The organism is Actinomadura viridis, assembly GCF_015751755.1.
Lineage (GTDB): Bacteria > Actinomycetota > Actinomycetes > Streptosporangiales > Streptosporangiaceae > Spirillospora > Spirillospora viridis.
On record NZ_JADOUA010000001.1, the window covers coordinates 148,144 to 171,608 of the forward strand.

The window sequence follows — 23,465 nt, forward strand, 5'->3', positions numbered from 1 at the left end:
CGCACAGTCCAAGGAGCCCCCCATGACCGGCAACACCATCGCGGTCAACGATGTCGACCTCACCGACCTGGACGTGTTCGAGCGCCACGAGGCGTGGACGCGGCTGGACGTGCTCCGCCACGAGGCACCCGTCCACTGGAATCCCGAGCCCGCCCCCAACTCCGGGTTCTGGTCGGTCACCCGCCACCGGGACATCGTCGCCATCGACCGGGATACCGAGACCTTCACCTCCTCCCGATTCGTCAACCTGGAGGAGATCGACGACGACCTGATCGAGATCCGGCGATCGATCCTGGAGACCGACGGCATCCGCCATCGGGCGCTCCGCAAGCTGCTGCAACGCGACTTCGGCGGGCAGACGCTGAAGAGGTACGAGGAGTTCCTGCGGAGCCTCACGCACGCCACCGTCGACGCGGCCCTGCGCAAGACCGAGTTCGACTTCGTCCAGGAGATCAGTGCGGACTTCCCGATCCAGGTCCTGGCCAGGATGCTCGACGTCCCCGAGGAGGACACCGGGCAGCTGATCGACTGGGGCAACCGGCTGATCGGCAACACCGATCCCGACTATGCCGACATCCTTCTGGAGGACGAGGGCAGCGAGAAGTTCAAGCACCTGCCCTTCCGCTCTCCCGCCGCCGTGGAGCTCTTCGAGTACGGCCGCGAACTGGCCCGCCGGCGGCGGGGCGGCGACGGTGACGACCTGATCAGCAAACTGGTCAACCGGGTGCCCAGCGACGGCCGATCCCTGACCGCGACCGAGTTCGACAACAACTTCCTGCTGCTCGTCGTCGCCGGAAACGAGACGACCCGCCACACCATCAGCCACTCGATGCTCGCACTGCTCCGGAACCCCGACCAGCTGGCACTGCTGCAGAGCAGGCCCGACCTCATCCCGACGGCCGTCGAGGAGATGCTCCGCTGGGCCACCCCCGTCTACCACTTCCGGCGCACCGCCACCCGTGACGTCGAACTGCACGGCCGGCACATCCGGCGCGGCGACAAGGTGGTGATGTGGTTCGCCTCGGGCAACCGTGACGAGGAGGTCTTCGACGACCCCTACGCCTTCGACGTCACCCGGTACCCCAACGACCACGTCACCTTCGGCAAGGGCGGACCGCACTTCTGCCTCGGCAACAACCTCGCCCGCATGGAGGTCCGGCTCATGTTCGAGACCTTGCTGCCGAGGCTGAAGAAGATCGAGCTCGCCGGTGAGGTCACCAGGGTGCGCAGCAACTTCGTGAACGGGATCAAGAAGTTCCCGGTCCGGGTCACCACGCACTGACCAGGGGCCGGCGGCGGGGCCGCGCCCGCGTTCGGTCCGCCCGGACGCGGCCGGTCCCGGTCAGCCCTTCGCCCGGGACCTGCGCGGCCGCCGGGACGAGGCGCGCAGCGCGTCCTGGCGGTCGGAGCCGTTCGCGTCCAGATGGTGGACGACGGTGCGAAGCGCGGTGGTCATCGCCGCGATCTGGTCGCCGTCCAGGTCGGTGAGGACGAACCTCTCCTCCGCGTTGAACCTCGGGAACAGCGTCTTCATGAGGCGGCCGCCGGCAGGGGTCAGCCGGAGCAGCACCCGCCGCCGGTCCGAGGGATGCGTACGGCGCTCGACCAGGCCGCGTGCCTCCAGGGTCTTGACCACACCGGTCAGGGTGCCCTTCGTGATGGCCGCCTCCGCCGCCGCCTGCCGCGTCTCCAGCTCGTCCCAGATCCAGACGACCCACAGCACGACGAAGCCGGTCCAGGTCAGATCGGCTTCGCGCAGGACCGACTGCTCGAAGTGGTTGCGCACGGCGTTCACCGCCCGGTGGAGGTTCGCGAGCGCCTCCGCGGCGGTCAGGTCCACGTCGAGCCCGGCCAGCCGCTCGCGTGCGGCCTGCTCGGTCTCGGTGAGGTGGTGGTCGTCGGTCACGGTCCTCACTCTAACGGCTCGTTCGGGGCCCAACGATCCGGCCGGGATCATCGGAACACCGAGCTTCTTCTCCCTCGAGGCCCCGGCGTGAGAGCGCTTCGCCCTCTGACCCGCGGTCCGCGGGTCAGAGGGCGCGCGTTCGCGGTCAGCCTGCGGGGAACTGGCGGTTCGCCCAGGCGGCGAGCTCGGTTCGGGCCGCGGCCAGTTGCTCGGCGGTCACGGGTGTGCCGGTCGTGGTGTTGACGACCAGGGCGGCGTGCACCGCGGAGCCGGCGGCCGCGGTGAGCTGCAGCCGGTACGCCGAGGAGGAGCCGGATTCGTGGACGGCCCTGACGGGGCCGGACGCGGGCACGCCGTTGACCGTACCCAGGTCGCTGACGACGGTGGTGCCCGCCGGGGCGAACGAACGGGGCAGGTGCAGCTCCGTGGGCGCGGCGGTGGCCGACCCCCTCCACACCAGCACGCCGTACTGGCGATCCTTGACGAGGGCGGCCAGGCTGGGCAGCGAGGACGGGACGGTGAGCCACGCCTGCTGACGGCCGGCGCCGCCGTAGCCGGAACGGGCCAGATCCTCGAAGGCGAAGGCCAGGGTGTCGCCGTTGACCGCCGACGGGTAGAGCCGGTCGAGGACGCGCGCGTCCAGCCGGAGCGTGACACCGCCGGCGTCGTCGGTGGCCACGACGGAGTGGTCCTCGTCGTTCCATCCGTCGCCCTCGGTCTGCACCTTGTCGGGGTTGCCGTTCATCAGTTCGCGGTGCCGGCCGCTGTAGACGTCCCAGTGCCACTGCATCGACGACAGCACCGAGCCGCCCGCCGCCGGTCCGTTCCACCAGTTGCGGCCGGGGACGCCGGAGTCCATGCCCTGGTACATCGCGCGGATCATCCAGGGGGTGCGGTCGCTGCCCGTCCCGGAGAGCTTGTTGCCGAACTCCGAGACCAGCGGCGCGGTGCCCAGGTCGGTGGCCCGCTGCCGGATCTCGTTCATGGGGGCGGCGTACGTGCCGTCGGAGGCGGGGGAGGGGTCCAGGGTCATCCGGGCGCCGTCGTAGTAGTGGCTGTTGAACACCCACCGGGTGCCCAGCCGGCCGACCGACGTCATGCCGCCCTGCTCGAAGAAGCCGGTGTTCCAGAAGACCAGCGGCTCGACGAACGCGGGCTTGGCGTTCCAGCCCGCCTCGTCCATGGCGGTACGGAAGCGCTGGTAGAAGGGCATCAGGTGGTTCTTCTCCCAGTCCAGGCCCGTGCCGCCGTCCAGGCCGCCGTCGAACGGCTCGTTGAACGGGTCGAAGCCGACGATGCTGTCGAAGGCGGTCTGGGGGAGCCGCTGCTTCAGGTACGTCATGGTCGCCTTGGCCTGGGTGAGGTAGGCGTCCTGGACGCCGACCTGCCCGGCGGACGTGGTGAGCACCCGGTTGCGCCAGAAGTCGTAGGCGGCCCGGCGTACGGCGGCGTTGTTCTGCATGTTCTGCCCCCACAGCAGGCAGATGCCGCAGGATTCCTTGGGATAGCCGCCCGCCTGGATCACCCACTTGGGCGCGCCGTCCCCGGTGTACCAGCTGCCGGGGTTGAACAGGTGGGCGGAGTAGAGGTCCTGGTGGTAGTCCAGCAGGACGCGGAACCCGCGGTCGGTGAACGCCCTGATCTGCGCGATGGCCCGGTCGAGGTAGGCGTAGTCGATCCGGTCGGGGGCGGGCTGGATCCCTTCCCAGCTGATCAGGAAGCGGATCGCGTTGGCGCCGGTCAGGTCGCGCATCGCCTGGGCGGACTTGGCGGCGTCCGCGGTCGTGCGGAACGGCAGCAGGTCGTTCTCGTAGAGCTTGGTGCTTCCCGAGACGTTGAAGCCGCGCAGGGTCACCTCGCGGCCGTCGGCGTCACGGAACACCCAGTTCCGCTGCTTGGGAGCGACGACGACGGCCCCTGGACCGTCCGCCGCCTTCGCCGCGGGCGCGTCGACGGCGGACACACCGGCCATCGCCACGAGTACGGCCGCCGCAATCCGGACACAACGAGCCGACATTAAGGACACACGTATCGCGGACATGGCGCGGCCTTCCGTTGAGGGGCCTTCACTGTGCAAGAATCCTCTTGCATTTGCAAGAGGTATCTTGCATCCGTGCCCTCCACCACGCGCGAGCGCATCCTCGACGCCGCCCTGGAGCTGATCCAGCAGCGCGGCTTCGGCGGCACGACCGTCACCGGCATCGAGGAGCGGGCCGGGCTCTCTCCCGGCAGCGGCAGCTTCTACCGGCATTTCCGGTCCAAGGAGCAGGTGTTCGGCGAGCTCTTCGAACGCGAACTCGACCGCGCCGAACAACACCGCCGAACCTTCGAACGCGGCCCCGTCACCGGCGACTCCCAGGACGCGCTGGCCCGCCGACTCCTGCAGCGACTCGAGTACATGACCCGGATCAGGCCGCTGATCACCCTGCTGGCCCGCGAGCACGGCCGATTCCCCGAGCTCACCGGCAAGATCCGCGACGCCCTCCTGGACCAGGGCATCGCCGAGGAGGCCGAGCATCTGCGGCGGGACCTGCCGGGCATCGCGGACGACGATCCGCACGCGCTGCTCGCGGTCATGGTCTCCGCCCTGACCGGCTACCACCTGTCCAGCGAGTTCTTCGGCCGTCCCCCGGCCGACATCGACCCCGCCCGGTTCGCGGCCGCGCTCGCCCGCCTTCTCGCCGCGCCCCGTTCCTCAGACTGAGCACGGACAGGCGCGGCACCGTTCGCGCTCGTCCGGCAGACCCGTTCTCTCAGGGGCGCCGCGCCCGGCGGAAATGGCGATCGGCGGGCGGTGTCCAGGACAACACCACGATCACCAGGGCGAGCACCCACATGGCGGCGTTCGCTGCGGGGGTGGCGAGGAGCATGTGCTCGCCGGGGTCCAGGCTCCCCGGAGGAGGTTCACCGTTGAACACTCCGAGCCACAGCACCCAAAGAAATGTGAAAAGCCCGAAGAGGATCGTGCCGGTGATACGCGCCCAGCGGCGCCCGGAACGGTACTTGACCGCCATCCAGCTCCACAGCGCGCTGAGCAGGCCCGTCAGGACGATCCCTCCGATCAGGCTTTCCCTGACCTTCGCGTTCACGTCGTCGGCCCCGACGTACTCGTCGGCGCTGTAGGCGGCCTCCAGCTCGGCGCGCATCTCGTCCGCCGCCATGAACCCCAGGGACACCCCCGCGATCTGAACCACGGCGATGATCAGCATCAGTGACACCGCCAGCCGGACCGTGCCGGGCATTCGCCGCTCCTGCGTCGCCGGACGGAAGGGAGAGTACATGCGCGCTCCTGGTAGACGAGACCGTCCAGCAGCAACGGCCGCCCCCGCCGCCGTGCCGGCTGTGACCACCATCCCAATGGGCGTTCTGCTGTTTTAGAGGAGCCGGATATGAGCGCGGTTCCAATTGTCGATCACTCGTCAGGGCCACTGCCGGACGGTCATGCGAGCCGGCGAACAAGCTGATCGAGGAGTGGGGGCCATTCCTCACACGGCCCGCGGCCGACCTGTTCCGATGTTCACTCCACAGCGTGTTCATCTTGCTACGATCAGTGTCTGCCATTGGTGTGTTGGAGAGACGAGTGGGCGCTAGTGAGATCACGTCAGCGGAAGAGCTCGGGACGTTCCTGCGCGAGCTGCGCGGCCAGCTGACCCAGCAGGCCGTGGCCCGGCGCTCGAACATCGATCGGGCGGCCCTCACCCGGCAGCGCGTCTCCAACATCGAGAACGGCGTGGTCCCTACGGCGCAGCAGCTCAAGTGCTTCCTCCATGGATGCGGCAAGCCCGGCCTCCTCGACGAACTGGAGCCCGTACGGCAGCGGATCGAAGCGGCCGCCGCCCCGGTGAAGGACGTCGTCCGCCCGGAGCTGCCAGAACACGCCCGCCGGATGCGGCGGCGCCTGGTGCTGTCGGCGGCGGCCGCCGCAGGGACGACGGCGGTGGTGACCGGCGTCGCGGTGGCCCTCATCATTGGCACCAGGGCGCCCGGCGAGACGGCCGCGGCGGGCACTCCCGACTGCGTCGAGGGGCACGTCTGCTTCTGGCCGGAACCGAATTTCATCGGCCGGAAGATCACGCTGCCGCCGGACTACTTCAGCGACAGCAAATGCCAGCCGCTGCCCTTCGTCGCCCGATCAGTCAAGAACAACAGCAAGGAACGGCAACGGCTTTTCGCCGGGACGGGCTGCACCGGCCAGGAGACGATCCTGCAGCACCTCAACCGGGCCCCGCTGCCGTCCGTCGCGATCCTGAGCTATCGGCACAGCTGATGGGCGATGCGGGCCGAGCCCGGCCGATCCCGCATGGGACCGGCCGGTTCTTCGCGCCGTCCGGCCGTTCGGCGCGCCGGGGACCCGCGGGACCACGACAGCAGAGCGGGGAGAACCTTCACCAGGAGATTCGGTGTCACCTGTGTCCGGTCATGTCACGCGGACACGTCCTGACACGGTGACCTGCAAGGACGTCAACCCAGAGTCCGTTCCAGAGGACCGTCTGGAACCGGCTGCCCGACCGGCCCTCCTCTGCCCGGGGCCGAGCGGAGGAGGCGGTGCGGTCTCAACGCGGGGTGCGGGCCGCGGCGAGATCCCGGAACGTGGTCAGCAGGATGTGCGCCAGGTTGTAGACGATCAGGCCGGGCGGTGCCTCCGCCGCCCGGCCGGGGGAGTCGACGATCGTCATCACGCTCCGCCCGGCGTCCCGAGCCGCCGCCCGCACGGACGCGATCGCGGCCTGGACGGCGGGTTCGGCGCCGCCGCCGGTCAGGCCCATCGCCACCGACAGGTCGGCGGGCCCGACCCAGATCGCGTCCACGCCCTCGACGGCGAGGATCTCCGGCGCGTTCGCGCAGGCGGACGGGGTCTCGGCCATCACCACGACCAGCGTCTCCTCGGACGCGCGGCGCAGGTGCTCGGCGATGGGGACGGCCCCGAACCGGCCTGACCGGCTGTAGGTCGCGAAGCCGCGCCTTCCGAGCGGCGGGTAGTGCGCGGCGGTGACCGCGGCGCGCGCCTCATCGGCGGTGTCCACATGCGGGACGACGATCCCGGCGGCGCCGAGGTCCAGCACCCGCAGGACGAGGCCCGGGTCGTCCGCGCCGACCCGGACCAGGACGGCCAGGCCGTGGGCCTCGGCCGCGGTGATGTGGTGCTGGAGGGCGACCAGGTCCGCGGGCCCGTGCTCGCAGTCGACGAGCACGTAGTCGAGGCCCGCGATCCCGGCGATCTCGACGAGCGCTTCGCCGGGCATCCGCAGGATCCCGCCGAGCAGCGGCTCGCCCGATCGGAGCCGCTGTCGCAGAGCGGTCACCGTGCCACCATTCCCGCGGACAGGTCGATGTCGGCGGCGCACAGGCCCGGCATCGACAGCATCGCGACCAGGGCGGCCGCGACCTCGTCCTCGGTGACCATCCGGCCGAGGGCCGAGCGGGAGACGAAGGCGCGTTCCGCGTCGGCGGGGGTCGCGCCGGTGCGTTCGGCCTCCAGCCGGAAGTTGCGCTCCATCCGCGGTCCGGCGACCGGTCCGGGCGACAGCGAGTTGACGTTGACGCCCCGCGGGCCGACCTCGGCGGCCAGCGTCGTGGTCAGGCCGATCACCGCCATCTTGGACGCGCAGTACGGGGTGCGCGCGACCAGCGGGCGCTTGCCGCTGACCGACGCCACGTTGATCACGTCGCCCGTGCCGCGCTCCAGCATTCCCGGCAGGAAGGCGCGGCACATGAGGTAGACGCCGCGGACGTTGACGTCGAAGACGTCGTCCCACTCCTCCGGTTCCACATCGACCAGCGGCTTGACCGGGCCGGGGACGCCCGCGTTGTTGACCAGGATCGACACCGTCTCGTCGGCCAGTTCGGCCAGGAGCGCCGCGACGCTCGCGGGGTCGGACACGTCGCACGCGGCGGCGCGGCCCGGCGCCGGCAGCCCGGCGGCCACGGCGTCGAGCCTGGCCCGGTCGCGTCCGGTCACGATGACGCGGGCCCCGGCGGCGGCGAGCCCGGCGGCCATGGCGGCGCCGAGCCCGCCACCGCCGCCGGTCACCAGCGCCGTGCGGCCCCGGACCGCGGCCGTCACTCGGGCCGCCAGGCCGGCTCGGTGCCGCCGAACCTGGCGGCCCGCACGTCACCGGAACGGGCGTGGCCCTCGAACAGCTCGACGCGGGACGCGCGGCCGCACACCTCGCCGAGCCACGCGCTCGTGGCCGGGTCGGTGACCTCCTGGTAGGTGACGGTCTTGAGGTACTTCCCGACCCACAGGCCGCCGGTGTAGCGGGCCGCGCCCCGGGTCGGCAGCACGTGGTTGGTGCCGATGACCTTGTCCCCGTAGGAGACGCAGGTCCCCTCGCCGAGGAACAGCGCGCCGTAGTCGCGCATCGCGTCCAGCGCCCGGCGGGGCTCGGCGGTGAGCACCTGGACGTGCTCGGCGGCGTAGGAGTCGGCGACGGCGAACGCCTCGTCGATCGCGTCCACCACGACGACCTCGCCGTGGTCGCGCCACGCGGGCCCGGCGAGGTCGCGGGTGGGCATGCCCGGCAGCAGCCGCTCGACGTGGTCGATCGCCGCGCGGGCCAGGTCCGCGGACGTGGTGACGAGGATGGCGGGGGAGTCCGGGCCGTGCTCGGCCTGCGACAGCAGGTCCACCGCGACGGTGAAGGGGTCGGCGGTCTCGTCGGCGATGATCAGGATCTCGGTGGGGCCGGCGAACAGGTCGATGCCGACCTCGCCGAACAGCTGCCGCTTGGCCTCGGCCACGTACGCGTTGCCCGGCCCGGCGATCAGGTCCACCCGGCCGACGCTGGCGGTGCCGACCGCCATCGCGGCGACCGCCTGGACGCCGCCGAGCAGGTGGATCTCGTCCGCCCCGGCCAGGTGCATCGCGGCGACCGTGGCGGCGGGGACCTCGCCGCGGATCGGCGGCGTGCAGGCCACGACCCGGGGCACTCCGGCGACCTTGGCGGTCACGATCGTCATGTGCGCGGACGCGGTCAGCGGGTACCGGCCGCCCGGGACGTAGGCGCCGGCCGCCGCGACCGGGATGTGCTTCTGCCCGAGGTGGACGCCCGGCAGCGTCTCGGCCTCGAAGTCCTGGAGCGAGTCGCGCTGCCGCTGCGCGAACCCGCGCACCTGCGCCTGGACGAACTCGATGTCCTCGATCACCTGGCGCGGCACGCCCGCCACGATCTCCTCGATCCGCTCGGCGGTCAGCCGGAACGACTCCGGCGACCAGCCGTCGAACCGCTCGGAGTACTCGCGGACCGCCGCGTCGCCGCGCTCGCGGACGTCGGCGATGATCGCTTCCACCCGGGCGCGGACCTCGCCGAGGTCCTGCGCGACCTTCTCCTTGGGCACCGGCTTCTTCAGGAAGTGCGACACGGGTTCTCCTTCTGGGTCATGACAGTTCGTCGAGCCATTCGCGCAGGACGTGCGCGAGGACCCGGGGACGCTCGATGGGCAGCAGGTGCCCGGCGCCGGGGATCACGCGGAGCCGCCCGCCGGGCGCGGTGCCGGCGATCCGGCGGTGGAAGCCGACCGGGCACAGCGCGTCGGCGGAACCGCAGACCGCCAGCACCGGGCAGGGGGACGCGCCCAGCGCCGCGGCGCCGTCGACCCGGGTGGCCTGGGCGGCGAGCTGGGCGCGGAAGACGTCCGGCCCGGTCCGGTGCGCCATGCCGAGGAAGCGCTCGTCGTGGCCCTCCTCGGCGAACATCGCCGGGAGGATGTCCCGGACGACCGCGTCGAACTCGCCGCGCTCGGTGCGTTCCGCCATGGAGCTCCAGCCGGAGAGCTGGGCCTCGGTCGGCGCGCCGGAGTTGGTGGAGATGGCGCAGAACGCGGTGACGCGCTCGGGCGCCAGCCGCAGCACCTCGAACCCGACGATCGCGCCCAGACTCAGCCCGACCAGGGTGAAGGGGCCGTCGGCGGCGGCGAGCACCTGCTCGGCCATCCCGGTGATCGTTGGCTCGGTGATCGCGACCGGGACGCCGGAGACGCCCGGGACGTCCACGCCCGACCACAGGTCGGGGTCGCAGAGCATCCCGGGCACCAGGAGCGTCTCCCGGGAGCGCGTGGTCACCGGGGCACCAGCGCGCTGGGCGCGACGTAGCCGCCGGGGTCGAGGGCGTCGCCGGCCTCCGCGGCGGCCTTGACGACCGCCTCGTCCCACTCCAGGCGGTTCCGGCCGTCGCCGCCGTTCACCACGACCAGCGATGCCTCATCGTCGCCCGCGTTGCGGAGCGAGCGCCACGCGCCCGGCGGGACCGAGAGCATGTCCCACGGGCCGAGCCGTACCGGCAGTTCCTCGCCCGGGCCGTTGAGCGTGACCTCCCACTCGCCGTCCTTGACCATCAGCACCTGGGACGCGCCGTGCCGGTGCCGCGACATTCCGGCGCCCGGACGGGCCTTCAGCCAGGCGACGCTGTGGCCGTGCGGGTTGTGCACGATCGGCTCCTGGAACCGGTCCTCGGTCATCCCGTACCCGATGACGGCCGCCAGCCGCGCCCCGCCGCCGGGCAGCCGGAAGTCGAGGAACGGTGCCTCGCTCCACCGCAGGTCGTCCGGGGTGGCGACGCGCCGGCGCAGCTCCTCGGCGGAGTACGAGCGCAGCGCGGCGATCTGCGCGCCGGTGATCGGCCTGACGGTCTCGTCCTCCGGCGGCGGCGGGTCGCCGGCCACGGTGTCGATCAGTTCCCCGGTGGTGCTGAGGTAGAGCCCGTGGCCGGCGGCCTCGCGCAGTACCGACGGGCCCCAGATGATGCCGCCGGTCCGGTCCTGGCCGAGCGTGGTGAACAGCCAGCCGTCGTCCGGCCCGACATTGGTGAACCCGCGGAAGATCCAGGTCGGGATGGAGGCGATGTCGCCCTCCCGCAGCAGCAGCTCGCCGTCGGTCCCGTCCGCGCCCCAGCGCAGCAGGAACTCGCCGCGGAAGCACAGGAAGACCTCGGCGGTGAAGTGCATGTGCAGGCTGTTGGTCACGCCGTTCGGCATCGCGGCGGCGCCGATGTTGAAGCCGTGCGGCTCCCGCAGGTTGATCACTTGGCCAGGGCTCTGGCTGACCCCGGGGCCGATCATCGCGTAGTTCTCTTTGCGGTCCGATCCCGGCGTCCGGCAGTCGATGAAGGCCTGGGTGCACGGGACGAAGTCGGTGCGGCGGATCGTCCTGCGGGCCAGCTCGGCCATGTCCACCGGTCCGGTCACCACCCTGTCCTGGTTATTCATACGTATGCACACTACGCCAGGGGCGCGCCGGATTGTCAATGGGGTCGGGGCATGCGGGGCCCGTGCTCCGGATGGATAGACGTATGCTGCCCAGGTCGGCACGAATGCTGGAGGCAGCAGGTGGGGATCACGAGCCGGGATGTCGCCCGGCTGGCCGGCGTCTCCCAGCCCACCGTGTCGCGGGCGCTGCGCGGCGACACGCGGGTCTCGGCGGAGACCCGGCGAAGGGTACAGGAGGCGGCGCGGGCCCTCGGGTACGTGCCGAGCGAGGCCGGGCGCAGCCTGTCGACCCGCAGCGCCAAGCGGGTCGGAGTGCTGGTCACCGACCTGACCAACCCGTTCTACCCGCACCTGGTGGCGCCGCTGCACGACGAGCTGGAACGGCTCGGCTACCGGATGATGCTGTTCGCGGAGCGCTCCGACGAGGCGATCGCCTCCGAGCGGCTGCTGGACCGCTCGATCGACGGCGTGGTGCTGACCACCACGGGGCTGGGCTCCGGGCTGCCCGCCGAGCTGCACCGCCGCGGCCTGCCGTTCGTCTACCTCAACCGGGAGGGCACCACCCCGGCCGACGCGGCCGTGGTGGACAACCGGCTCGGCGCCGAGCTGGCCGCCCGCGAGCTGGTGACGCTCGGGCACGAGCGCGTGGCGGGGATCTTCGGCCCGGAGGAGACCAGTACCGGGCGGGAGCGCGAGTACGGCTTCCGGCTCGCGCTGGCCGAGGCCGGCATCGGGCTGCCGGAGGCGCGGGTGCGGCGCGGGCCGTTCGAGTTCGAGACCGGGCATGCCGCGCTCGCCTCGCTGCTGGCCGCCGAGCCGCGCCCGACGGCGGTGTTCTGTGGCAACGACGTCATCGCGATCGGCGCCCTGGACGCGGCGCTGCGGGCCGGGATCCGGGTACCGGACGAGCTCACGGTGATCGGCTTCGACGACATCCCGATGTCGGCGTGGGAGTCCTTCCGGCTCACCACCGTCCGGCACGACCTGAACGAGATGGCGGCCACCGCCGCCCGGCTCCTGGTGCGCCGGATCACGGGCGAGGCGGCCGGCGACCCGGAACGGGTCGTCTTCGCGCCCACCTTCGTGGCGCGCCGCACCCACGCCCGCCCTCCCGCCGGCTGATCGTCCCCCTCCGGCGGGCGCGGCCTGGGCGTTCACCCCGCCGGAGTCCGGTCTCTGCGCCCGGGCCGGGCGCCCGCGCCCGGCCCGCCACCCGCCGGCGCCCCAGCTCTGCCCGGGTCTGCATACGGATATGCATCAGGGGTGGACCGAGGCCGGTCTCGCCATCTACCGTTCCTCTCGCCTGGCTGATCTGGGGAAACATTGCGGTAACAGGGTCTCTCGGCGAGGAGAAACCCGTCTTCGCCAACTATTGATCCCTCGGCGTGAATACGCATACACTCGCCGAACCTGAGGCCCGGCCGTCCCCCCGCCCACGGCCCCCCAACCGGCGAAGGAGCCCCGACGTGAATCCGAGGCGACCAGCCCCTCCCCGGCGATCCTGGAACGTGCCATGGTGACGGCCACGTCACCGGCCGGCCGGAGCACCGCGCGCGGCGCGGAAGATCCCGGACGGCCCGCTCGCGCCCCCAGGAGACCGCGCGGCCGGCTGCGCCGGAGCGCCGCGCCCTACCTGCACCTGGCGCCCGCCCTCGCCGCGGTCGTGCTCACCACTGTCTACCCGCTGGTCGCGGCGCTGGTGAACAGCTTCCGGCACTGGCGGCTGAACGAGTCGCGGACGCCGGGCGCGTTCGTGGGCTTCGACCAGTACGCGCGGGCGCTGCGCGACGACACCTTCCTCAACAGCGTCGTGGTCACCACCCGCTTCACCGTGATCTCGGTGGTGCTGTCGGTGGGCCTCGGCCTGGCGATCGCGCTGCTGCTGAACCGGCGCGGCCGGCTGACCGGGCTGACCAAGGCGCTGCTGATCCTGCCGTTCGCGGTCGCTCCCGCGCTCAAGGGCTTCTCGTGGCGGTTCATGCTGAACCCCGACCACGGCGTGTACGACAAGATGCTGGGCACCGTGCTGCCGTTCACCAGTGACGTGGACTGGCTCGGCGACGAGTTCTGGGCGCAGATCGTGCTGGTCCTGACCGAGGTGTGGGGCTGGGCGCCGCTGATCGCGCTGATGCTGCTCGGCGGGCTCGCCTCGGTCCCGCCCGAGGTGCACGAGGCCGCCAGGGTGGACGGCTGCGGCGCGTGGGACCGGTTCCGGCACATCACGTTCCCGCTGCTCCGGCCCCTGCTGCTGATCGTGGTCTTCCTCAAGGCGGTCTTCTCGATCAAGCTCTTCGACCAGGTGGTGACCATCACCGGCGGCGGGCCGGGACGGGCCACCGAGACCCTCAACTTCTACGCCTACGCGCAGGGTTTCACGTTCCTGGACATCGGCTACGCCTCGGCCGTCTCCTGGATCCTCGTGCTGGCCCTGGGCGTGCTGGCGGCCTTCTACCTGATCGCCATGAACCGCCAGGAGGAGCGATGACCGCCCGCTCGGCCCGCTCGTACGCCGCGCGCGGCCTGCACGTGCTCGGCACGCTGGCCGTCCTGTTCTTCATCCTGTTCCCGATCGCGTGGCTGGCCATGACGGCGCTGCGCCCGGCCCGGGACGCGTTCTCCACCTCGCCGTTCTTCAGCCCGACGCTGGAGAACTTCCGCGGCATCATCGGCGGCGAGAACGACCTGACCATGGCCCTGGTCAACAGCGTCGTGGTCGGCGTCGCCACCACGCTCATCGCGCTGCCGATGGCGCTGCTGGCCGCGTACGGGTTCTCCCGGTACCGCTTCCCCGGGCACAGGTCGATGCTGCTGGCGATGGTGGCCACCCAGTTCATCCCGGGGGTGGCGATCGCACTGCCGTTCCTGACGCTGTTCCACGACCTCGGGCTGCTCGACACCCGCGCCGCGCTGGTGATCGTGAACCTCTCGCTGGTGGTCCCGTACATCACCTGGCTGCTCAAGGGGTTCGTCGACGGCCTGCCGCTGGAGATCGAGGAGGCCGCCCGGATGGACGGCTGCGGCCAGGTCCGGCTGCTGTGGCGGGTGGTGACCCCGCTGGCCGCGCCCGGCATCTTCGTCTGCGCCGTGTTCTCGTTCCTGCTGTCGTGGAACGAGTTCCTCTTCCCGACCTTCCTGGCCAAGGAGAACGCGACCACGCTGCCGGTCGGCCTGATGACGCTGGTGCGGCCCGAGGGCGTGGCGTGGGGGCAGATGGCGGCGGCCGGGCTGACCGTGATGCTGCCGATGCTGATCATGTCGCTGTTCGTCCGCAAGCACTTCGCCCAGGGCATGACGATGGGAGCGATCAAATGAGGCGCCGCCACCCGGGACCCCGCCGCGGGATCGCGTTCGCCCTGGCCTGCCTGATGCTCGCGACCGCCTGCGGGGCCGGCCCGGACGACAGGCCGCTGGCCCGGCACGTGAGGACGGGCCCGGTCGACGACCTCGGCCTGCTGACCGGAAAACCGTACAACGGGACCAAGATCCGGCTGCTGACCTGCTGCAACACCGCGGCACAGTTCCTCGGGCTGCGGGCCCGCACCGACGCCGAGTTCACCAAGAGGACCGGTATCGAGGTCGAGTGGGCCAACATCGCCTACGAGTCGTTCCTGCAGAAGATCGTCGCGGAGAGCGCGCTCGGCACCGGCACCTACGACCTGGTCGCCTGGACCGACGCGTTCGGCGCCTCGATCCGCGAGGGCGTGCAGCCGCTCAACGAGGTGATGCGGCGGTCGAACATCACCCTGGACGACTACCCGCCGGCGTTCCGGGAAGCCGCGACCGCCGGCCGGCCGGGCGTCACCTACGGCATCCCGTTCCGCGGCTACGCCTACGCGCTCTACTACCGCAAGGACCAGTACGACGCGCTCGGCCTCAAGGCCCCGGAGACCTGGGACGAGTACCTGACCCAGCTCGACAGGCTCAAGGCGGCCAGCCCGCGGCACGCCGTCGCCGGCCAGTACGGGCGCGGCAGCGGCCAGAACCTGTTCACCTGGCTGTCGATGCTGTGGAGCGCGGGCGGCGACCTGTTCGACGCCGAGGGCAAGGCCGCGTTCACCTCCCCGGCGGCCGTCGAGGCCACCGAGAAGTACATCTCGATGCTTCGCAAGGGGTACAGCCCGCCCGCCTCGGCCAACTGGACCGAGACCGACTCCACCCAGTCGATGGAGCAGGGCCACGCCAACACCGTCCTCACCTGGACCTGGCAGTACGACGACTTCACCGACCCGACCAAGGTCAAGCCGGACGTGGCCAAGGCCATCACCGCCGCCCGGCTGCCGGGCTGGCCGGGCCGCGAGCGCGTCTCGTACGGGATGACCTGGCTGATGGGCGTGCTGCGCAGTTCGGAGAAGCAGGGCCCGGCCTGGGAGTACATCAAATGGGTCACCGACCCCAGGACGGAACGGGCGGTCGCGCTCGACAAGTCGGACCCGGCGAAGGCCAGCGGCATCACCGTCCACACCTCCAACATGCTCGACCCGCAGGTCAACGCGGCGAACGGCGGCATCCCCAGGCTTCAGGAGGAGGCGCTGCGCGACAGCCGGATCATCCCGACGTCGATCGACTGGCCGCGCATCCAGGACGCCGTCGAGGTCGCGATCAACAGGATGGCGCACGGCGCGGACGTCCGAAGCGAGCTGAGGTCCGCGGCCCGGCAGGTCGACCAGATCCAGGAGCGGGACGGTGGCTGAGCCGGGGGAGATCGCGTACGCGCCGTACGGCGGCCCGGAGGAGTTCATCACCGAGTGGACCGACCGGATCTGGGTGCGCCGCGGGATCGGGCTGATCCGCGACAACTACGCCCCGGACGCCGTGGTGCACGGCGCGTACGGCACCTCGCGCGGCGTCGAGCCGGTGGTCGCGGGGACGCTGCAGAAGATCAGCGCGTTCCCGGACCGGGTCGGGCAGGCCGACGACGTGGTGTGGGAGGCGCGCGGCGCCGACGCGTTCGTCAGCTCGCATCGGGTGTTCAGCGCCGGGACGCACACCGGGACGTCGGCGTACGGCCCGCCCACGCACCGGCCGTTCACCTCGCGCACCATCGCGACCTGCCTCTACCGGCGCGGCGTGATGGAGGAGGAGTGGGTCGTCCGGGACGAGCTGGCGGTCGTCCGGCAGCTCGGCCTCGACCCCGAGGCGGTCGCCCGCGGGGTCGCCTTCCCCGCCGGGGACGGCCGGATCCTGAGCGGCCCGGCGCCCCCCGACCCGCTCGTGCGCGGCGACTCGGGGGCACGCCGTCCGGACCACCACCGCGGCGAATGCGAGCACGCCCTCGAGATGGTCGAAGAGGTCTGGAACGGCCGGCGGCTGGACCTGGCCACGGACTACATCGCCCGCGACGTCACCTGCCACACCACCGGGCACCGCGACGTGATCCGCCCGGACGGCTACCAGCGGGCCCTGCTCGACCTGCTCGCGCCGTTCCCGGACGCCCGGGTCGAGATCCGCGACGTCGCCGCCAACGACTCGGCGCCGCACGGCGGCGTCCGGGTCGGCGTGGTGTGGTTCCTGCGCGGCACGTACCAGGGCGTCCCCCGCTACGGGCGGCCCACCGGTTCGCCCGTGGAGGTCCTCGGCTCCTCCCAGTTCCTGTTCCGCGCCGGGCGGATCGTCCGGGAGTGGCGGATCTACGACGAGATCTCGATCCTCGCGCAGATCGCGCACGCCCGCGGCGACGAGCCCGCCTGACCCCTACCCCGTCCGTCCCCGTCCGTCTCCGTTCGTTAGGAATGACCATGCGTTTCACCCCCGCCCGCCTCGCCGAGCTGGAGGGCTCGTACCGGATCCTCAAGGCGCCCGGCCTCGACCGTCCCGCCGCCCAGACCGACCCGGCCGTGGCCGAGCGCGTGTCGGCGATGCTGGCCGACATCGAGCGCGGCGGCCTGGACGCCGTGCTGCGGTACGCGCGCGAGCTCGACGGCTGGCGGCGTCCCGACGTCGAGGTGCCGCGCGACGAGCTGGCCCGCAGCGGCGACGGCCTGTCCGCCGAGCTGCGCGCCGCGCTGGAGCTGGGCGTCGAGCGGACGGGGGCGTTCGCCCGCGAGCAGCGCGCCCGGCTCGGCGACTTCGAGGTCGAGCTGGCACCGGGGCTGCTCGCCGGGCAGCGGTACGTTCCCGTCCAGCGGGTCGGCGCCTACCTTCCGGCCGGGCGGTTCCCGCTGCTGGCCGGAGCCTGCATGACCGCGGGCGTGGCCAAGGTCGCGGGAGTCGAGACCGTGCTGGCCTGCACGCCGCCGCGGCCCGACGGCACCGCCGACCCGGCCGTGCTGTACGCGGCGTACCTGTCCGGCGCCGACCGCGTGTACGTCCTCGGCGGCGTCCAGGCCCTGGCCGCGATGGCGTTCGGGCTGCTCGGCGAGCGCCCGGTCGACATGCTGGTCGGGCCCGGCAACGCCTACGTCGCCGAGGCCAAGCGGCAGCTGTTCGGCACGGTGGCGATCGACCTGCTCGCCGGCCCGTCCGAGGTCGCCGTCCTCGCCGACGAGACCGCCGACCCGGAGCTGGTCGCCGCCGACCTGCTCGGCCAGGCCGAGCACGGCCCCGAGTCCCCGGCCGCGCTGGTCACCACCTCCGAGGAGCTCGGGCACGCGGTGATCGCCGAGGCCGAGCGGCAGCTGGCCGGGCTGGCGACCCGCGACATCGCCGGGCCCGCCTGGCACGACCACGGCTCGGTGACCTGGGCCGAGGACCGCGCCACCGCCGTCGAGCTGATGGACGACCTGGCGCCCGAGCACCTGGAGCTGCTGACCGCCGACGACGACCACTATCTAGACGCCCTGCACAACTACGGCTCGGTCTTCATCGGCCAGTGGAGCACGGTCGCCTACAGCGACAAGGGCATGGCCGGCACCAACCACGTGCTGCCCACGGCCGGGGGCGCCAGGCACAGCGCGGGCCTTTCGGTCTCCCGGTTCCTTAAGCCGCTGACCTACCAGCGCGCGTCCCGGGAGGCCACCCCGCTACTGGCCGAGGCGGTCGAGGTGATCTCCTCGTACGAGGGCATGGCCGCCCACGGAGCCACCGCGACGCTCCGCCTGGCCCGCCACCGCTGAAGAGAACGGAAGGTCGAGATAAAGATGGCGAACGCGGATGAGTACCGCGACGAAGACGCCGCCAGGGGAGTGGACCGTTCCCCCGGGGCTCCGCAGGCGATGTCCGCTCCCGTCCGGCGGACCATGCCGCCGGACTACAGCATCGCCGTACGGCCCGGCAACGGCGCCGACGATCCGGAAGGCCCGCGGCACGCCGCCCGGCGGCAGTCGCTGCGGGGCTTCGAGGACACCTACACCGACATCGTCGACTACATCGTCCGGATCACCCACCGCATCTGGGAGGACCAGGACGTCGGCTACATCTACGACACCTACAGCCCCGGGTGCCGCCTGTACGACGACAGCGGCTTCCGGTACGGCGTGGAGCAGCTGGTCGACGGGACGATCCAGAGCATCAACGCCTTCCCCGACTGCCGTCACTACGCCGACGACGTCATCTGGGCCGGCGACGACGAGCAGGGCTTCGTCACCTCGCACCGCGCGATCAACATCGGGCACCACACCGGACCGTGGCGGTGGGGCCCGCCGACCGGCCGCCGGCTGGAGACCTGGGTCATCGCCAACTGCGTGGTCCGGGAGAACGAGATCTACGAGGAGTGGGTCCTCTACAACACCGCCGCCAAGCTGACCCAGCTCGGTATCGACGTGGTCGAGGCGGCCCGGATCTACGGCAACGAGGGCGGCGTCGCCCCCCTCGGCGAGCGCAACATCACCGAGGTCGAGCGCCTGGCCGGCGGCCGCCGGCCGAAGCCGTACCCGGCCCCGGGCACCGGCTTCGACCTGGAGCACACCGTCCGGGCGTTGTTCCACGACACCTACAACCGGCGGGACCTCAGCGCCATCGACCGCGCGTACGCGCCGAACGTCCGCTGGCACGGCACGACGAACCGCTCCGGGTACGGCCGCGCCGACGTGCGCGGCATGGCCCGCGGCCTGCTCGCCACGTTCCCCGACCTGGGCATGCAGGTCGACGAGGTGTACTGGATGGGCAACGAGAACGACGGCTTCAGCGCGTCCGTCCGCTGGACCGCCGTCGGGACCCACCGCGGGCACGGCATGTACGGCCGCCCGACCGGCCGCCGCGTCCACCTCTGGGGCATCTCGCAGCTGTACTTCTCCGGCGGGCGCATCATTGAGGAGTGGACGCTCTTCAACGAGTTCGACGTGCTGGCCCAGCTGCTGCGCGACGACCCGGCACCGCTCGCCCGCGCCTGAGGAGGCCGACGCCATGACCCGGATCGCCTGCCGGCAGCTCGCCCCGCGGATCGGCGACCTGCCCTTCAACCGCGAGCTGTCGGCGGCGGCGATCCGGGACGCCGCCGGCGCGGACGTCATCGTCCTGCCCGAACTGGTGACCTCCGGCTACATGTTCGCCTCTCCCGCCGAGGCGGCCGCGGTGGCCGTCCGGCCCGACCATCCCCTGTTCGCCGAATGGGCGGCGGCCGCCGGAGACGCCGTCGTCATCGGCGGCTTCTGCGAACGCGGCGACGACGGCCTGCTCTACAACAGCGCCGCCGTCGTCGACCGCGGCGGCGTCCGCGCCGTCTACCGCAAGACCCATCTCTGGGACGCCGAGAAGTCCGTCTTCACCCCGGGCGACCGGCCACCCCCGGTCGTCCGGACGTCAGCCGGCCCGATCGGCGTGCTGATCTGCTACGACCTGGAATTCCCCGAGATGACGCGGCTGCTCGCCCTCGGCGGCGCACACCTGATCGCGGCCCCGGTCAACTGGCCGCTGGTGGAGCGTCCGCCGGGGGAGCGTCCGCCGGAGACGGTGATCGCGATGGCCGCCGCGCGGGTCAACCGCACGTTCATCGCCTGCTGCGACCGCGCCGGAACCGAACGCGGCCAGGAATGGACCCTCGGCACCGCCATCATCTCTCCCGACGGGCAGGTGCTCGCGGAAGCGGGCGAGGGCGCGCAGGCCACCGCCGACGTCGACCTTCTCCTGGCCAGGAGCAAGGCCCTGAACTCCCGCAACGACGTCCTGGCCGACCGCCGTCCCGACCTCTACTCCCCGCTGCTCCACCGGCGGGCCCCGTCCTGAGACCCGGAAGACGGCCGGAACGACAAGCGCTTGTCCCGGTCGACTACCGGCTGCAGGACCCCTTGCTGTCGGCGACTCGCAGGCTCAGCGTCGTCCCGTAGTGCTCGCGCATGCTCTCGCCGGCGGGCGGGTCCTGAGTGCAGACGACGCGTTCGTAGTGCGAACCGTCGTCGTATCCCTCGGTCACGAGGGGCTGGCTACTGACGTTGGGGAAGCCGAGCCGCAGGGCGGCCTGTCGCGCCTCGTTGCCGGTCTTACCGACGTAGTTCGGCACGACGGCCCAGTTGGTGACGCGCCCGTCCGGCGGGCAGGGCACCTGCGGGGGCAGGAAGCCGAACTCCGCCGTCTTCGCCTGCGAGTCCTCGGCCTGCGTGCAGACGATCCAGGTACCGGAGTAGGACTCGCCATCGAAGAGATGACCGTCGGTCAGGGCCCTGTACGAGGTGGTGTAGGCGGGCCAGGAACGCTCGAACTCGGCGCTGACCGTGTCGAGATTCTTCCCTTTGAAGGAGGGCAACGCAGGAGAGGGACCTTGCGATTTAGCGCCGCTCTTCCCGCTCGCCCCGGCGGGGGCGCTGCCATCGGACCCGCCCGAGCAGGCCGTCAGGATGAGCACGGGCACCGTCAGCAGACCGAGGACGAGGGGCCTGATCCCCACCATGTGCCGCTCCCGAGCGTGGTCGGATATGACGCGAAGATCATGGCCGTCCTGGCACCGCGCTGCAACCGTTCTGGCGTCCTGTCCACAACGCCGTCGCAGGTGCGCTGGTGAATGAGTTAAGGCCACCCTTGGCGCGGATTACGGTTGTTGCTGCATGCGCGGCTCGGGACCACGGCACTGCAGCAGTCTCCGGCCGGACCCCGGCCGAACCTCGCCGAGCCGGACGGAGGTGTCAGCGGAGGAGGTGTCTTCCGGTCAGCATGGGGAGGTCGAAAGGCGTGAGGACACCGGGCTCGGCCTCGCAGACGGCGGGGATGGCGTTGACGACGCGCAGTGCGGTGGCCAGGGTGCCCGGGACGGTCGGGTCGGCCACACCCGGGTTGGTGATCTCCATGGTCCATGAGGGTTCGCCCTCGATCTGGACCCGGTAGCCGCCGCCACCGCCGCCGGGCGGGGCGGGCCAGTGCGGGGCCAGATCATCGCGCAGCCGTGTGACGTGCTCGGCCACGATCGCCGGCCGGCCGGCGAGCATGCCGCGCACCTCGAAGCGCATGGCGGCCGATGTGCCCTTCTCGATGGTTCCGGCCGGTATGACGAAGGTCTCCGGTGCGGGGAACAGTTCGTAGTGCTCCTCGATCGCGTCGAGGACGACGCCCAGGCGGTCCGCGAGCAGGTGGACGACCGTGCCCCACATGACCGTGAGGACACCGGGCATGACCATCGGCGGGCGGTGGTCCAGCGGCTTGCCGAAGCCGAACTTTCCGAGGATGGCCTCGGGCTTGTCCCACGTTCCGTAGTTCATGACCTCGCTGACCCGGATCGATTCGATGCGCAGGCAGATCGAACTGAGCGCGAGGGGCAGCACGTCGTTCATGATCCCCGGGTCCAGCCCGGAGGTGAGGATCGAGGACCTCCCCGTCGCGCAGGCGTCCCGCAAACGCTGGACCGTCTCGGGATCGGCGGACGGCGGGTGCACCATCGGGATGATCGACGTCGACACGACATCGATCCCCGCCGCGAGGATCCGGCAGAGGTCGTCGACGGCGCCGGTCGGACGCGTGCCGGTGGCCACCTCCCGGCGGCCGGCCGTGCCGACCGCCGTGTAGCAGATGGCGTCGGGCCGGGCGGCGATGACCTCCTCCGGATCCGTGGTGGCGAGGATTCCGGTCGGCGCGGGCACACCGCACAGATCCGCGGCGTCGCGGCCGGCCTTCGCGGGGTCGCTCACGACCACCCCGGCGAGCTCCAGGTCGGGGTGCTCGATGACGGCCCGAAGGGCCTGCCCTCCGACGTTCCCCGTCGCCCACTGTCCCACGCGATAAGGCATCCGCTGGCTCCCTTCACGCGCCACATTCGGGCCTTGACCTTCTAGAACAAGCGCTCCATAGTGTCCGCGTACCGCAAAGTATCAGCCGCCCTGGCGCTGGACAAGACGCGCCCGGGCGGCGTTCCGGCGGGACCGAGGAGACAGATCATGACCGTTGCGGTTCCCCCGATCATCTCCGTGGACGACCATCTCCTCGCGCTGGCCTGTGCGCGCCTACAACGACTTCATGGTCGGGGAGCGGTGCGGCGACAGCGGCGGACGTCTGATCCCCTGCGTGATCGTCCCGCTGTGGGACCCGAACCTGGCCGCCGCGGAGATCCGACGCAACGCCGAGCGCGGCGTCCGGGCGGTCACCTTCAGCGAGATCCCGCAGAACCGGCCGGACGGGCATGGCGGCCCCCTCGCCGGTCAGCCGCTTCCGGTGAAGGCGGCGGTGAAGAAGTCGATGAGCTGGTCCGCCAGCGTGCGGTCGTCAAGGCCGCTGCCCTGCATCCAGATCCGCAGGCCGGTGCCGCTTTCGCCGAGGACCTGGTTGACGATCGTCTTGATGAGCGCGAAGCGGAACTCGCGCTCGTCGTCCGACAGGTTCGGCGCGACCCTCCGCAGCATCTGCCGCTCCTCGTCGGCGAACGGCGAAACCTGGCGGATCAGCGGGGCGTACTTGCGGTGCGAGGTCACCGCGCCGAGGAACCGGACGTAGTCGGCGCCGCCGCCGCGCCGATCCGCCGCCATCTCGGCCGTGGGAATGACCAGAAGCGAGATCACGTCCCGGACGGTCGGTTCGGTCCTGTCCTCGATCTCGGCCAGCAGCGCGGCGCGCCGGTCGTTCAGCTCGGCGATCCGGCGCTCCAGGATCGCGAGGATCAGCCTCTCCTTGGAACCGAAGTGGTAGTACACCGACGAGATGCTGATGTCCGCGGCGGCGGTGATGTCCCGGATCGAGACCTCGTCGAGCCCCTTGCGGGCGAAGAGCCGCTCGGCGGTGCGCAGGATGTGCGCCGGTGTCGTTCCCCTTTGCTCCTGCGAGTCTGGAGCCGCCATTCGATCCCTTGGTCCGTCGCGACATTCAGGCGTCCAGCCGTCCAGGATCGCCTGCCGGTCCGCGTACACCCGGCCTCCGGTGCGACCTTACCGGGGGTCCGGCTGAACCTCGGAACGACGCCCTGCACGCGGACGGGCCCCAACTGTAGGGAGCCGACGCGTACCCATGGGGCCGGCGACCACATGCACATGAACCTCGCCCCGCGTGAACCCGCGTGCTTGATGGC

Annotated in this window: 22 protein-coding genes; 11 read left to right on the forward strand and 11 right to left on the reverse strand. The window is 71.6% G+C overall.

Going from position 1 to position 23,465, the window contains the following annotated elements:
• The first annotated feature begins 22 nt into the window (after positions 1–22).
• Positions 23–1,282 carry a cytochrome P450 gene (locus IW256_RS00590; protein WP_197009066.1) on the forward strand — a complete coding sequence of 420 codons (1,260 nt, stop codon included), beginning with the start codon at positions 23–25 and terminating at the stop codon, positions 1,280–1,282.
• A 60-nt stretch (positions 1,283–1,342) separates the two neighbouring features.
• Here IW256_RS00590 and IW256_RS00595 read toward each other — a convergent pair whose 3' ends face one another.
• Both IW256_RS00595 and IW256_RS00600 read right to left on the reverse strand, forming a co-directional pair.
• Complete coding sequence (locus tag IW256_RS00595; RefSeq protein WP_197009067.1) at positions 1,343–1,906, reverse strand: MarR family winged helix-turn-helix transcriptional regulator; 564 nt, start codon at positions 1,904–1,906, stop codon at positions 1,343–1,345.
• A gap of 145 nt (positions 1,907–2,051) precedes the next feature.
• Complete coding sequence (locus tag IW256_RS00600; RefSeq protein WP_197009068.1) at positions 2,052–3,878, reverse strand: cellulase family glycosylhydrolase; 1,827 nt, start codon at positions 3,876–3,878, stop codon at positions 2,052–2,054.
• A 141-nt stretch (positions 3,879–4,019) separates the two neighbouring features.
• Here IW256_RS00600 and IW256_RS00605 point away from each other — a divergent pair, with 141 nt between their 5' ends.
• A complete protein-coding gene (locus IW256_RS00605) occupies positions 4,020–4,610 on the forward strand; it encodes a TetR/AcrR family transcriptional regulator (RefSeq protein WP_197009069.1) in 591 nt (196 codons plus the stop codon).
• A gap of 49 nt (positions 4,611–4,659) precedes the next feature.
• Here the strand turns inward: IW256_RS00605 and IW256_RS00610 are convergent, their stop codons facing one another.
• Positions 4,660–5,148, reverse strand: coding sequence for a hypothetical protein (locus IW256_RS00610; protein WP_197009070.1), 489 nt, complete (start codon positions 5,146–5,148; stop codon positions 4,660–4,662).
• A 338-nt stretch (positions 5,149–5,486) separates the two neighbouring features.
• On the opposite strand from IW256_RS00610, the gene IW256_RS42595 reads away from it, so the two are divergent.
• Positions 5,487–6,173, forward strand: coding sequence for a peptidase inhibitor family I36 protein (locus IW256_RS42595; RefSeq protein ID WP_197009071.1), 687 nt, complete (start codon positions 5,487–5,489; stop codon positions 6,171–6,173).
• Positions 6,174–6,459: 286 nt separating this feature from the next.
• On the opposite strand, the gene IW256_RS00620 is transcribed toward IW256_RS42595, so the two are convergent.
• Genes IW256_RS00620 through IW256_RS00640 form a run of 5 tightly spaced genes read right to left on the reverse strand, consistent with a single transcriptional unit; the run spans position 6,460 to position 11,110 of the window.
• Complete coding sequence (locus IW256_RS00620) at positions 6,460–7,209, reverse strand: HpcH/HpaI aldolase family protein (RefSeq protein ID WP_197009072.1); 750 nt, start codon at positions 7,207–7,209, stop codon at positions 6,460–6,462.
• Positions 7,206–7,970, reverse strand: a complete 765-nt coding sequence (locus IW256_RS00625; protein ID WP_307828686.1) for an SDR family NAD(P)-dependent oxidoreductase — start codon at positions 7,968–7,970, stop codon at positions 7,206–7,208. The genes IW256_RS00620 and IW256_RS00625 overlap by 4 nt, the downstream gene beginning before the upstream one ends.
• Positions 7,967–9,268: a histidinol dehydrogenase gene (gene hisD, locus IW256_RS00630; protein ID WP_197009073.1), complete on the reverse strand. Its 1,302-nt coding sequence runs from the start codon at positions 9,266–9,268 to the stop codon at positions 7,967–7,969. Before hisD (IW256_RS00630) ends, IW256_RS00625 begins: the two co-directional genes overlap by 4 nt.
• A gap of 16 nt (positions 9,269–9,284) precedes the next feature.
• Entirely contained in the window at positions 9,285–9,968 is a 684-nt protein-coding gene (locus IW256_RS00635; protein WP_197009074.1) for an alpha/beta fold hydrolase, read from the reverse strand.
• The gene (locus IW256_RS00640; protein ID WP_197009075.1) at positions 9,965–11,110 is read right to left on the reverse strand and encodes a cupin domain-containing protein; all 1,146 of its coding nucleotides are present in this window, start codon (positions 11,108–11,110) and stop codon (positions 9,965–9,967) included. Before IW256_RS00640 ends, IW256_RS00635 begins: the two co-directional genes overlap by 4 nt.
• A gap of 120 nt (positions 11,111–11,230) precedes the next feature.
• Between IW256_RS00640 and IW256_RS00645 the strand changes: the two genes are divergently transcribed.
• The 8 genes from IW256_RS00645 (at position 11,231) to IW256_RS00680 (ending at position 20,209) form a co-directional block, all read left to right on the forward strand.
• Complete coding sequence (locus IW256_RS00645) at positions 11,231–12,232, forward strand: LacI family DNA-binding transcriptional regulator (RefSeq protein WP_197009076.1); 1,002 nt, start codon at positions 11,231–11,233, stop codon at positions 12,230–12,232.
• A 391-nt stretch (positions 12,233–12,623) separates the two neighbouring features.
• Positions 12,624–13,595, forward strand: a complete 972-nt coding sequence (locus IW256_RS00650; RefSeq protein WP_197009077.1) for a carbohydrate ABC transporter permease — start codon at positions 12,624–12,626, stop codon at positions 13,593–13,595.
• Positions 13,592–14,422 (forward strand): carbohydrate ABC transporter permease, encoded by an 831-nt coding sequence (locus IW256_RS00655; RefSeq protein ID WP_197009078.1) that lies wholly within the window; start codon positions 13,592–13,594, stop codon positions 14,420–14,422. The genes IW256_RS00650 and IW256_RS00655 overlap by 4 nt, the downstream gene beginning before the upstream one ends.
• Positions 14,419–15,801, forward strand: a complete 1,383-nt coding sequence (locus tag IW256_RS00660; protein ID WP_197009079.1) for an ABC transporter substrate-binding protein — start codon at positions 14,419–14,421, stop codon at positions 15,799–15,801. The genes IW256_RS00655 and IW256_RS00660 overlap by 4 nt, the downstream gene beginning before the upstream one ends.
• Complete coding sequence (locus tag IW256_RS42600) at positions 15,794–16,798, forward strand: ester cyclase (protein WP_307828687.1); 1,005 nt, start codon at positions 15,794–15,796, stop codon at positions 16,796–16,798. Before IW256_RS00660 ends, IW256_RS42600 begins: the two co-directional genes overlap by 8 nt.
• 47 nt (positions 16,799–16,845) lie before the next feature.
• Positions 16,846–18,162 (forward strand): histidinol dehydrogenase, encoded by a 1,317-nt coding sequence (gene hisD, locus IW256_RS00670; RefSeq protein WP_197009080.1) that lies wholly within the window; start codon positions 16,846–16,848, stop codon positions 18,160–18,162.
• A 24-nt stretch (positions 18,163–18,186) separates the two neighbouring features.
• Positions 18,187–19,377: an ester cyclase gene (locus IW256_RS00675; protein ID WP_197009081.1), complete on the forward strand. Its 1,191-nt coding sequence runs from the start codon at positions 18,187–18,189 to the stop codon at positions 19,375–19,377.
• Between the two features lie 13 nt (positions 19,378–19,390).
• Positions 19,391–20,209, forward strand: a complete 819-nt coding sequence (locus IW256_RS00680) for a nitrilase-related carbon-nitrogen hydrolase (RefSeq protein WP_197009082.1) — start codon at positions 19,391–19,393, stop codon at positions 20,207–20,209.
• Between the two features lie 43 nt (positions 20,210–20,252).
• Here the strand turns inward: IW256_RS00680 and IW256_RS00685 are convergent, their stop codons facing one another.
• The 3 genes from IW256_RS00685 to IW256_RS00695 form a co-directional block, all read right to left on the reverse strand.
• The gene (locus tag IW256_RS00685) at positions 20,253–20,726 is read right to left on the reverse strand and encodes a PASTA domain-containing protein (protein ID WP_197009083.1); all 474 of its coding nucleotides are present in this window, start codon (positions 20,724–20,726) and stop codon (positions 20,253–20,255) included.
• Positions 20,727–21,102: 376 nt separating this feature from the next.
• The gene (locus tag IW256_RS00690) at positions 21,103–22,197 is read right to left on the reverse strand and encodes an NAD(P)H-dependent amine dehydrogenase family protein (RefSeq protein WP_197009084.1); all 1,095 of its coding nucleotides are present in this window, start codon (positions 22,195–22,197) and stop codon (positions 21,103–21,105) included.
• Positions 22,198–22,605: 408 nt separating this feature from the next.
• Positions 22,606–23,307, reverse strand: coding sequence for a TetR/AcrR family transcriptional regulator (locus tag IW256_RS00695; protein ID WP_197009085.1), 702 nt, complete (start codon positions 23,305–23,307; stop codon positions 22,606–22,608).
• Positions 23,308–23,465: the final 158 nt, after the last annotated feature.

Coding starts and splice junctions, on each gene's coding strand:
- IW256_RS00660 (WP_197009079.1), top strand. CDS start 14,419: ATGAGGCGCCGCCACCCGGGACCCCGCCGCGGGATCGCGTTCGCCCTG.
- IW256_RS00655 (WP_197009078.1), top strand. CDS start 13,592: ATGACCGCCCGCTCGGCCCGCTCGTACGCCGCGCGCGGCCTGCACGTG.
- IW256_RS00650 (WP_197009077.1), top strand. CDS start 12,624: ATGGTGACGGCCACGTCACCGGCCGGCCGGAGCACCGCGCGCGGCGCG.
- IW256_RS00590 (WP_197009066.1), top strand. CDS start 23: ATGACCGGCAACACCATCGCGGTCAACGATGTCGACCTCACCGACCTG.
- IW256_RS00600 (WP_197009068.1), bottom strand. CDS start 3,878: ATGGCCGGTGTGTCCGCCGTCGACGCGCCCGCGGCGAAGGCGGCGGAC.
- IW256_RS00675 (WP_197009081.1), top strand. CDS start 18,187: ATGGCGAACGCGGATGAGTACCGCGACGAAGACGCCGCCAGGGGAGTG.
- IW256_RS00690 (WP_197009084.1), bottom strand. CDS start 22,197: ATGCCTTATCGCGTGGGACAGTGGGCGACGGGGAACGTCGGAGGGCAG.
- IW256_RS00610 (WP_197009070.1), bottom strand. CDS start 5,148: ATGCCCGGCACGGTCCGGCTGGCGGTGTCACTGATGCTGATCATCGCC.
- IW256_RS00640 (WP_197009075.1), bottom strand. CDS start 11,110: ATGAATAACCAGGACAGGGTGGTGACCGGACCGGTGGACATGGCCGAG.
- IW256_RS00680 (WP_197009082.1), top strand. CDS start 19,391: ATGACCCGGATCGCCTGCCGGCAGCTCGCCCCGCGGATCGGCGACCTG.
- hisD (WP_197009080.1), top strand. CDS start 16,846: ATGCGTTTCACCCCCGCCCGCCTCGCCGAGCTGGAGGGCTCGTACCGG.